The organism is Thermoleptolyngbya sp. M55_K2018_002, from assembly GCF_015295965.1.
GTDB classification, from domain to species: Bacteria; Cyanobacteriota; Cyanobacteriia; order Elainellales; family Elainellaceae; genus Thermoleptolyngbya; species Thermoleptolyngbya sichuanensis.
In genome coordinates, this window is record NZ_DVEA01000108.1 from 1 (window position 1) to 10,046 (window position 10,046).

6 protein-coding genes and 2 pseudogenes are annotated in these 10,046 nt (G+C 57.6%); 1 reads left to right on the forward strand and 7 read right to left on the reverse strand.

The window, feature by feature from the left end:
• From eno to IGS51_RS05440, 3 genes and pseudogenes are all read right to left on the reverse strand, one after another.
• Nucleotides 1-661 (reverse strand): annotated as a pseudogene (gene eno / locus IGS51_RS05430) (phosphopyruvate hydratase); the annotation flags it as partial.
• Nucleotides 662-1,064: 403 nt separating this feature from the next.
• Nucleotides 1,065-2,366, reverse strand: a complete 1,302-nt coding sequence (locus IGS51_RS05435; RefSeq protein WP_367279266.1) for a TldD/PmbA family protein — start codon at nucleotides 2,364-2,366, stop codon at nucleotides 1,065-1,067.
• A gap of 213 nt (nucleotides 2,367-2,579) precedes the next feature.
• Nucleotides 2,580-4,016, reverse strand: coding sequence for a TldD/PmbA family protein (locus IGS51_RS05440; RefSeq protein WP_297076892.1), 1,437 nt, complete (start codon nucleotides 4,014-4,016; stop codon nucleotides 2,580-2,582).
• A gap of 581 nt (nucleotides 4,017-4,597) precedes the next feature.
• Here IGS51_RS05440 and IGS51_RS05445 point away from each other — a divergent pair.
• Nucleotides 4,598-5,131 (forward strand): annotated as a pseudogene (locus tag IGS51_RS05445) (cyclic nucleotide-binding domain-containing protein); the annotation flags it as partial.
• 2 nt (nucleotides 5,132-5,133) lie between these two features.
• On the opposite strand, the gene IGS51_RS05450 reads toward IGS51_RS05445, so the two are convergent.
• The 4 genes from IGS51_RS05450 to IGS51_RS05465 all read right to left on the reverse strand — a co-directional run bounded on the left by IGS51_RS05450 (nucleotide 5,134) and on the right by IGS51_RS05465 (nucleotide 9,379).
• Nucleotides 5,134-5,955: a SirB1 family protein gene (locus IGS51_RS05450; RefSeq protein WP_297076894.1), complete on the reverse strand. Its 822-nt coding sequence runs from the start codon at nucleotides 5,953-5,955 to the stop codon at nucleotides 5,134-5,136.
• A 45-nt stretch (nucleotides 5,956-6,000) separates the two neighbouring features.
• Nucleotides 6,001-6,534, reverse strand: coding sequence for a cyclic nucleotide-binding domain-containing protein (locus IGS51_RS05455; RefSeq protein WP_297076897.1), 534 nt, complete (start codon nucleotides 6,532-6,534; stop codon nucleotides 6,001-6,003).
• A gap of 291 nt (nucleotides 6,535-6,825) precedes the next feature.
• The gene (locus tag IGS51_RS05460) at nucleotides 6,826-8,478 is read right to left on the reverse strand and encodes a glycosyltransferase family 39 protein (protein WP_297076899.1); all 1,653 of its coding nucleotides are present in this window, start codon (nucleotides 8,476-8,478) and stop codon (nucleotides 6,826-6,828) included.
• Between the two features lie 124 nt (nucleotides 8,479-8,602).
• Complete coding sequence (locus IGS51_RS05465) at nucleotides 8,603-9,379, reverse strand: metallophosphoesterase (RefSeq protein ID WP_297076902.1); 777 nt, start codon at nucleotides 9,377-9,379, stop codon at nucleotides 8,603-8,605.
• Between the last annotated feature and the right edge of the window lie 667 nt (nucleotides 9,380-10,046).

A 10,046-nucleotide genomic window follows, 5' to 3' on the forward strand; every position in this document is an offset into this window, starting at 1 on the left:
AATCCACCGCCTCGACATTTGCCTTCAGGTTGGGCGCAAAGCCGCCTTCGTCGCCCACACCCGTGCTGTAGCCCTTGCCCTTGAGGATCGACTTGAGGGCGTGATAGGTTTCTGCCCCCATTTCCAGGGCCGTGCGGAAATTGGGCGCACCCACAGGCGCAATCATAAACTCCTGAAAGTCTACGCTGTTGTCGGCATGGGCCCCACCATTCAGCACGTTGAAGCAAGGAACTGGCAGCAGCACTGCCGCATCGCCGCCCAGATAGCGATAGAGGGGCAGGTTTGCCGAATCGGCCGCAGCCCGCGCCACCGCCATCGACACGCCCAGGATGGCATTTGCCCCCAGGTTGCTCTTGTACTCGGTGCCGTCCATATCCAGCATGGTCTGGTCGATCGCCTTCTGATCCGACGCATCGGCCCCCTTGAGCTTGTCGGCGATCGCCCCGTTCACGTTTGCCACCGCCTTTAGCACGCCCTTGCCCCCATAGCGGCTCTTGTCCCCGTCGCGCAGTTCCAGGGCTTCACGGGTTCCCGTCGAAGCGCCAGAAGGCACTGCCGCCCGCCCAAAGCCGCCATCGTCCAGCGTCACGTCTACTTCTACCGTCGGGTTGCCGCGAGAGTCGAGAATTTCGCGGGCTTTAATGGATGCGATCGCCGCCATGATGATTAATCCTCAAATAATTTCGTGAATTCGCAATTCGTAAATGGACGTAAAGGTTACACGTTGCGCTTCCCATAGCATTGAACCAGAAGAAGCCGAATTTCTCTCAAAGCTTTTGGAGTGTTTTAATCTCAGGACTGACGCACTTGCAATAGGTTTTCTGGTCTTTGGACAATCTCTCGTGGGCGCAGCCCGCGAGAGATTGTCCAACTGCGTAAGTCCTAAATCTGCTGTGAAACGATGCAAAAACTAGCGCCTAGTCTAAGCCAGAGCGCTGGGTTTGCCATGTTGTGAAAGATACGAGTCAGAAAGGTCTAAGCTTCGTCCAAACGGTCGCTGGCGGTGGCCCCGCCCAGAAAGACTTGCCGACACCTTCAGCGTTTGATGCTGGATCGACCGCCTGCTAGAGCGTGAAGGTAAAGTCCTCCACCAGCGCACCGGGAACCCGCACGCCTCCAAGACTACGGCGCTCATAGGTGCCCACATCGGCGATAAATTCAATCTGCTGCGTCAGGGCAATCAGGTTGTCGCCGAGGCAGCGATAGAGGCTTTCGTCAAAGCGGAGATTTTCAATTGGGGCCACGATCTCGCCCTGCTCTACCCAAAAGCAGGCGTAGCGAGTCATGCCCGTGATGCGGCCCGTGGGGCGATCGCTCCAGTTCAGGTAATGCAGATTAGACAGGTACAGCCCCGTCTCCAGGGCCGTCAGCACGTCGGCAGCAGACAGACTGCCGGGACTCACTTCGGGCGATCGCAGCGATTCGGCGCTGTTTGCCCCATTGGCGGTTTTGCCATATTCCTTAGCGGTGCGCGAGTTGACCAGCGTATTCACCAGCTTGCCCTGGTCGATAATCGTCAACTCCATTGGCGCAATTTCGCCCAGGTGGTTGAACCGGGGCACTAGACCAGAGGCAAAGTTTTCGCGCAGGGTGAATTGAGCAGACAGCGTGCGATCGCCCCGCTGCAACGCGCCCAGGGCACTTTCGCCCTGCTGGAGCGATGCCTCACTGACCCCACCCCAGGAGAACATCGCCAAAATATCAGCCAGCGCCGCCGGAGCCAGATAAACCCGATAGCCGCCTTTGGGAATGGGTTTGGGGGTGCGGGCGAGGCGATCAAGCTGCTGTTTGGAATCGGCCAGTTTGGCGGCGTAGGCAGCCGCATCCCACTCGCTGCCTGCCATCGTGCCCTTCACGGCCTGCCCATCGGCAGTAAATAGGGAATAATCCAGCGAGAAAGACTCTGTGGCAAACCAGTGCCGCTGTCCTACCGAGTCGGCGTAGGCTCGCAGCATCCGCCCGCCTGCATAGATGCCCGTAAAGTCCAGCCCGTTTACCTCTGGCAGAATCGCCTCTACTGCCAAGCTGGGGGCGAGCAGGCGACCGTGATGCACCTCGCGGCTGGTGGCAGTGCCCGACGGCAGCACTTGATAGGGATCGATCGGCAGGTGCGGCAGGCCAGCCCGCAGGTCGGCCAGAGCCTCGGCGGCGATCGCCCAATCTGCCTCCCAATGGCCCGTCAGCGGAAACCGCCAGGACGCAGTGCGCTGGTTTGCCATCAGCGTCAGCGCCACCTGACAATCTACAATGCCCCCCGTCTGCCGCACGCGGGCGTGGTTAAACCGCACAAACTGGCTCTGTTCTGCATTCAGCCCCAGCGTGAATTGTTCCTCCGGCGACAACTGCTCGGCGATCGCCGCTGCCAAGTCAGAAAACTCAGCTTCTAACGCATCTAGGGCGATCGCCGTTCCAGTTTCAAGTGTGGTTTCAAGGTTGAGATGCGTCACGTTAACCTCTACGTATTGCAGTCCAAGTTTGACCGTTCAACAGCCATTCAACAGCCGTGTAAAGGCCGTGTAAAAGCCAACTGCTCAAAAGCCCTGCAAAATTGCTCATTCACGAAACTGTCCAACGTCGAATCAGCCACCGCCAAACACTTCAACCTCCTCAAAGGCACACACCGGAGAGCCATGCCCCACGCGAATTGCCTGGTTGGGTTCTCCCTTGCCGCAATAGGGCGTGCCGTAGATTTCCCAGGTTTCTGAATTACCAATGCGGCTCAGCCGATGCCAGAAGTCGAGCGTCGTGCCGCGATAGTTGGGATTTCGCAGCGTTTTGGTCAGCTTGCCGTTTTCGATGCGCTTGGCATATTCGCAGCCAAACTGAAACTTGTAGCGCTGATCGTCGATAGACCAGGAGCGGTTTGCTTCCATATACACGCCCTCTTCGATGTCGGCGATAATCGCGGCGGGCGAATCTTCTCCTGGCTCCAGGTTCAAATTCGCCATGCGGTCGATAGGCGGACGGTTCCAGGACGAGGCGCGGGCACAAGATACCCCCGGAACCCCCAGCCGCGCCTGACTTTCCAGGCTTCCCAGCCCCCGCTGCAACACACCTTCACGAATCAGGTATTCCCGACTAGCGGGTGCGCCCGTGTCGTCAAATCGGTAGCTGGCAAATTCATGCGGCACGGCAGGATTAAAGGTAATATTCATCAGCCGAGAGCCATAGGAGAGGCTGCCAAAGTCTGACGGCTTCACGAAGCTGCCGCCCGCGTAGTTGCGCTCATCCCCCAGAATGCGATCTAGCTCTAGCGGATGACCAACGCTTTCGTGAATTTGCAGCATCATCTGGTCGGGAGCGAGGACGAGCGTGGTGCGGGTGGTGGGACATTCCTCGGCCGTCAGCAGTTCGACCGTCTGCTGGCCAATCTGCTGGGCGCGGCTCCAAAGCTGGTCATCTAGAAATAGCTCCCAGCCGCCCTGATAGCAGTGCGCCAGGTGGCCGTTGTTGCTGCGCTGCTGCACGATGGGGCCGTCCTGGGCGATCGCCCCATAGTGCGTTTCAATCAGTGACAACTGCTGATATACCTCGGAGCCGTTGCTGCTGACAAACCAGGAATCCACGGTTTCGTGATGGGCAACGGCGAGCGTCTGCACAATTTGCTCCGAAACCTTCAGCGTCTTGCAGAGGCGCACAAGCAGATCGTTGATTTCTCCAGGCGAGAGGGCATTCAGCGGCTTTTGAAACGGCGAGGCATATTGCCCCACCACTTTGGGACGAATGGCAGGCGTGGCAGGATAAATCCCCCAGCGGCTGGCGGCGATCGCCTGCTGATAGGCGGTTTTAGCGGCCGCGCGGATCTGTTCCGGCTGAAAGGAATTGACTGCTCCATAGCCAATCTGCCCCTGCGCCATCACCTCCACCATCACGCCCTGATTCAGCGACTTGGCATTGCCCTCTGGCAGCCCATCGCGGACATAGCACCTGGCAGCGGTTTCCCTGACTGCCCGGAGTCCAATCCAGTCTGCATCCAGGTCTAGGGTAGAGAGCAGATGTTGCAGGTCAGAAATCATAGAATTGTCAGGGTTTCAGGATTAATTAGATTGATGCAGTTAAGGGACAGAAGGCTCGATCCGCGCCGAAATGCCCCGCTGCCCAGCAAACCATTCAGACAGCCTGGAGGGGGCGGAAAGCGTCTGGCTGCATATCCGACAGCATATCTGACTGCATAGTAGCTGAATTTTCTAGCTGAATGTTGCTCAGCCCACACCTGGGTTCAGCGCAGCAAGATTTATGTGACTTTTCGTACCAAAATGACTCGACTTGTCAAGCCCTTGCAAAGAACCTTAAGGACTTCTGCGGATTTCAACCTGCTGCCTCAGTATAGAATGTGGAAGCATGTGAGAAATTGATACTTGCAAGCCTCTCTCGACTACAGAGTTTGGTCAGGGCAACAACCCTAGAGCCAGCCAAGTCTTTAGGTCAAACCAGCAGATTAAGGCTGTTTTGACCAGTCGCGCACGGGTATTCAAGGTTCGATACCGAGTTCGGTTTGGGTGCTTCTACTGGTGGCAGAGCGATGGCTCTGATCCCCTGTTGTAAATGACCGCTATAAATGACCGCGATTTGGGATTGAAGATTATCAAGGAAGCAGCCCATGCAAAAGGTTCTGTGTATTCTGGGTGAGTTGAGCGATCGCGATATTGACTGGCTCGTGCAGGTCGGTCGCAAGCAACAGGTGCCTGCGGGCAGCGTCCTGATTTACGAGGGGCATCCGGTAGACACGCTCTATATCTTGTTGGATGGGACGCTGGTGGTGTCGATTTCGGCGCTGGACGGCCGACAGATCGCTCGCCTATCGAGTGGCGAGGTGGTGGGAGAAATGTCGTTTATCGACGCTCGTCCGCCTTCGGCGACGGTGCAAACGCTGGAAGATTCTACGGTGCTGGCGATTCCTCGCGCCCAACTTGCCGAAAAGCTCCAGCAGGATGAAGGCTTTGGCTGCCGTTTTTATCGAGCGCTGGCGATTTTGCTGTCGCAGCGGCTGCGGGGCACGGTGAAGCAACTGGGCGACGAGGGGGCAAAACCCGCCGCCAACGGTCATGTTTCCCATGAAGACGGCGTGGCGATCGCCCAACTGCGGTTCGAGCGCCTGCTGAATCAGCTTCAGGTTCAGTCAGCGGGGTAGACCTAAGAACCGCTCATTTGCGCCAGCAGATTGCGAATCAATTCGGCATCTCTGGCGGTGGGAACTTGGTCAAGATAGGCTTCTAGATCCAGCGATGCCTCCGGCCAGCGACCCAGGTGATAGTACAAAATGCCGCGATCGCGCTGTTCTTGGGGCGCATCGGGAAACAGCATCAGGATACGTTCGACCATCGAGAGCGATCGCGGCAGATCTTCCTGGTTCAAATAAATCATCTTTAGATTGGTCAGCATCCGCGCCAAAAACTGACGATTGCTGACTGGCTGCAAAAACTCTGGGCGCAGTTCCACAGACCGCCCATACACCTGGCTCAGCCGCTCCTGACAGTCCTCAGCAAACATCACCGCGCCCTGATGAAATGGGTCAATCAGTATATCCATATCTGCCACGGTCGGGCGAATTAGAAAGTGACCGGGCATCCCCACACCCGCCATCGGGAAGCCAACTCGTTTTGCAACTTCCAGATACACCAGCGATAGCGTAATCGGAATGCCCCGCCGCCGCTCAATCACGTCATTCAGGTAGCTGTTGCGCGGGTCATAATATTGCGCAGCATTGCCCACATAGCCCAGGTCTTCGTATAGGTAGCGGTTCAGCGCTTGGATGACCCGCAGCGGATAGCGTTCGGGTGGCAAGCGCTCTTCAACTTCTGCGGCCATCACGTCCAGCGCGTTGAGATACTGTTCCGGGTCGAGCGGGGGATATTCTTCTTGTGCGATATACAGTGCGGCCCGTGCCAAGTCGATGGCTTCATCGGGCTGGTGAATCTCCTGGTAGAACCGCTGTCGTGCTGGCGGGAAATTCATAGGGCAACGCCGGGAAGGTCACATTTGGGCTAATGCGTCACTGGGCTAATGCGTCCCCAGCCACTCTAGGCGGGCTTTTGCCAGATCCAGGTTATCGAACACCTGGGGATTGTGGTGGTCGGGCGATTCGTCATCGGGCACGTTGGGCGAGTCGCCCCCATAGCCCAAGCGGCTGACCGTCGTTCGCAGGCGATCGCTCAAAAAGGCCGCCAGCGCCCGATAGAAGTTAGACGAAAAGGCGACATCTTGCGACAGTTTAGCCGTCAACTGCATCCGGGGAATTGACCAAACTACTGAATTTTCAACCGCTCTCACCGTCGCTGTGGGCGGGCGCGAGTCGATGAAGGAAATTTCCCCCAACACCTCACCAGAGGACAGCACAGCAATGGGGCGATCGCCATCTGGCGAAGCCACCGACACCACAAATCGCCCGCTCAGCACCACATACAGCGCGTCGATCGGCTGTCCTTCGGAGATCAGCACCGATCCCTTGGGCACGCCCTGCCGCTTCCCTGTCTGCAAGAGCCACTCAAAGTCGCGATCGCTAATTGCCGCCAGTAGATATAACGCTTTTTTCATACCCTTCAGTTTCTAATAGAATCCTGTTAAAAATTAACCTCAGGACTTACGCACTTGCGGTAGGTTTTTTGAGTTTTGGAGGATTTTTCGAGGGTATCGCCCGCAAAAAATCGTTCTACTTCGTGAGTCCTAAACCTGTTGAACGAACAAATAAACCCGTTTTCAGCCATATTCCCTCAGCATAGCGACTTTGGGGATTTTCTTTGGAGATTTTCTTTGAGGAATTTCTCTGGAGATTTCCTTTGGCGATTCCCTAATGCAATTCCGAATATCGCCGAATATCGCTGAATATCATAGGGGCGGCATTTGCGCGGGCGGGCGCACCCGCTGCACTAGCGTAAATCCCTCTGCCTGCCCCAAAACCCGTTTCTGGGGCAATTCCAAAGACTTCAGCGCCGCCTCGTCTAGCAGTAGATAAACCTGCGGCTCGTTCGTCCATAGCTTTTGCAGCCGCTCGGCATTGGCCGGCAAAACCCGGCGATCGCTATAAAACTCCAAAGACGGGCGGCGATCGCCATAGGAGCTATAAACCGTTTCTCCAGCCGGGGTGTGCGATCGCACCAGCGCCGCCACAGGCTGAACCGGAAACGCCTCCGCCAACTCCCATAGCCAGTGGGGAGTCAGCATGAGCAGCAGCAGCGACAGGTACATTCCCCAGATCAGCACGCCGATAAACTGCGGATTTTGCCGCCTTACCAGCACCGCCGCCACCGTGAGCGCCGCCGCTAGCGCAGCCATCACAATCCCCACATCCACCTCGCGCGGCTGCTGAATCCATCCCAGATACACCGCCCCAATCCAGCCCAACAGCCCCAGCCCGCCCAAAACTTGCCACCAGAGAGGCGAATAGCCCTCTCCTGGCATTTGCCGCACGCCCACCTGCCGTCCCTCCCGCCACAGGTCAGCCAGTTTGCCCCCCACCAGCAGCGCCAGCGCCGGATACAGCGGCAGCACGTACCACGGCAGCTTAGTAGACATGAGGGAAATGGCGGCAAAATAGAGACCGCTCCACACCAGCGCCAGCTTTGCCCAGCCAAAAATCAGATTATTCTGCGCTAGGCGAATCCCCGCTGGCAAAAACACCACCCACGGCACGCCATACTTCACAACTTCTAGGAGGTAATACCAGGGCGGGCCGTCATTTTGCTCGACGGGCTTCCAGATGCGGCTGGCGGACTGCTGCACCAGGTTTCGCCCCAGAAACTCCCTGCCATAGTGCCCCCACTGGGCTGCATACCAGAAGGCGACCGGAGCGCTGCCCAGGGCAATACCCGCCCACAGATAGGGCTGCTGCAACAGACGCGGCGTGTCCCAAATCAAGAAAACGAGCAGAATACTCCCCAGCAGCAGCCCTAGCATCAGTCCTTTGGTCAGGCAAATCAGCCCCAAGCTGAGGCCGATCCCCAGGGCAAAGCGCGTGTCTCGGCGCGATCGCAGTCCGCACCACATCAGCAGCAGCAGCCAGCACAGCACCGCCCCGTCCAGCATGGCCAGCCGACCGTTGCGAACAACGGGCAGCCAGGTAAGATACACCAGCGCCGACAGCAGCGAGGGCAAGCGGCCAGGAAACAGTTCGCGCCCAATGGCGTATAGTAGCGGAACCGAGAGCGCGGTCAGGATCGCCCCCGGCAGCCGCGAAGTCCACTCACTAACCCCGCCGATGCCATAGGCGATCGCCATCAGGCAGTGCATCAGCGGCGGCTTATTCAGGTAGGGTTCACCGCCCAGAGTCGGAAACAGCCAGGCCCGCGCTTCTGGGGGCGATCGCCAAATCTCCCGCGCCACTTGTGCGACGGTGCCTTCGTCCCAATCGCGCAGCGGCACGCCACCCAGGTTGACCGTCATCAGCAGCAGCGCCACGATGAGCAGCGCAGTCATCCAGACCCAATCTTGCCGGATGGGATAGGCACTGGCTTTGGCACCGGAGTGGCTCAGAATAGACATGCCAGCATTATCGCAACATTGGCACGCCCTCGGATACCGAGATTGTCCCAGATCGGAAATTCCGGCCAGGCGGGGCTTGCAAAACGCTGCTGGCTCCGGGTTACAAACGGGCTACACAGCGGCGCTATACAGGCTTAGTCAGCGCCTCCAGGGTCATCGGCTGGCGGCGGCGAGCCATCACGCGGGCTGGGTCAATTTGCACAGAGGCTTCCGCTAGGGGCAGCACCCGCGATTCCTGAGTTTGCACGTTGACCTGGTACACCCGCTGGTGGGTATGGTCTAGCCCGGTGAGCCAGCCGCTGCGGGGGTGATAGGCTCCAGTGTCGATATCAAGCCAGCCCTGTCCCTGGGCGATCGCCCCTGGCGGCACGTTGGGCAAGGTAAAGGTGATCGTGTGCCCAGTAATAATGAGCTTGTCTGGGAAATAGGGACGGGTCATGCTATGAAACTCGTCGCGCACCCAGCAATATTCCTGGGCAGTATGGTCGGCGACGGACAGGGCGGGGTGCATTCCCGCATGAGACAGCCAGATGTCGCCCAAGTCGAGGTGCGTGGGGAGCGATCGCATCCAGGTCACATGTTCCATCAGCAGGTCGTCAGACTTGCCATAGCTCTGCATCGTGGTCTGACCACCGCTAAATAGCCACGCCTGTAGCGCCTGATAGGAGAGCTTGCCGTGGGGCATGACCTCTAGCAGCATTTGCTCGTGGTTTCCCAGCAGCGAAACGTAGCCCTGCTGCCGCACAAAGGAAACCACCTGCGCGCTTTTGGGCCCTCGATCGATCAGATCTCCAAGAAAATAGACCTGATCCCTCGCGCCTGGGGCGATCACCTCTAGCAGGCGCATCAAGCCATCATAGTGCCCGTGTACGTCTCCAATAAAAATGCGCCGATTACCCACCGCAAACCTTCCTAATCTATTGGCTAGACCACCCAAAGCTCAAACCAAAGCTCGAATTCGCCTGACATACGCTGATACACACTGATGGCAATGCTGAACGCGCTAAACGGTGAGAACCCCTCGCCTTGACTCAGTATTCATCTGCCCCAAGTGATTCAGCGAGGCAAGCAAGGACTCCTAAAAACGTTCCATAAATAACAGATACAGCCTAAACCGATCTTCCTCCGGAGCCAGAAACCTGCTCAGCAGATCAGCACTCTACCGAGCCTTCGTATCACAGCGATTCACAGACTTAAACTAAACCAGAACTGAGCCAGAGATGGGCAAGGAATTTTTGACTCGCTCTGATGAGTGAGGCTGCTATCAGAGCGATACCCAGCGCATCCCAAATGGGTGGAAAATGGGGGTATTTCTTTCATTATGCCCAGAGAGGCTAATCTTTCGCCGCGATCGCCCGTGAATTTTTTGACAAGTTCCCGTAAAGCTTGCCCAGTGTTTTCCAGAGGCGCTATTGACTCAGGGCCCGCAAAAACCGCTGCAACTCCGCAAACACCCCCCGATTGGGGACGGGCGAACTGGGTTCCTGCCCCATCGCTCGCAGCAGAATCGCGTCTAGCGCTTCTCCGGCGGGGCGCTGCGCCTCTTCAGCCACAAGCTGATACGTCTC

Coding starts and splice junctions, on each gene's coding strand:
- IGS51_RS05440 (WP_297076892.1), bottom strand. CDS start 4,016: ATGATTTCTGACCTGCAACATCTGCTCTCTACCCTAGACCTGGATGCA.
- IGS51_RS05450 (WP_297076894.1), bottom strand. CDS start 5,955: ATGAATTTCCCGCCAGCACGACAGCGGTTCTACCAGGAGATTCACCAG.
- IGS51_RS05455 (WP_297076897.1), bottom strand. CDS start 6,534: ATGAAAAAAGCGTTATATCTACTGGCGGCAATTAGCGATCGCGACTTT.
- IGS51_RS05460 (WP_297076899.1), bottom strand. CDS start 8,478: ATGTCTATTCTGAGCCACTCCGGTGCCAAAGCCAGTGCCTATCCCATC.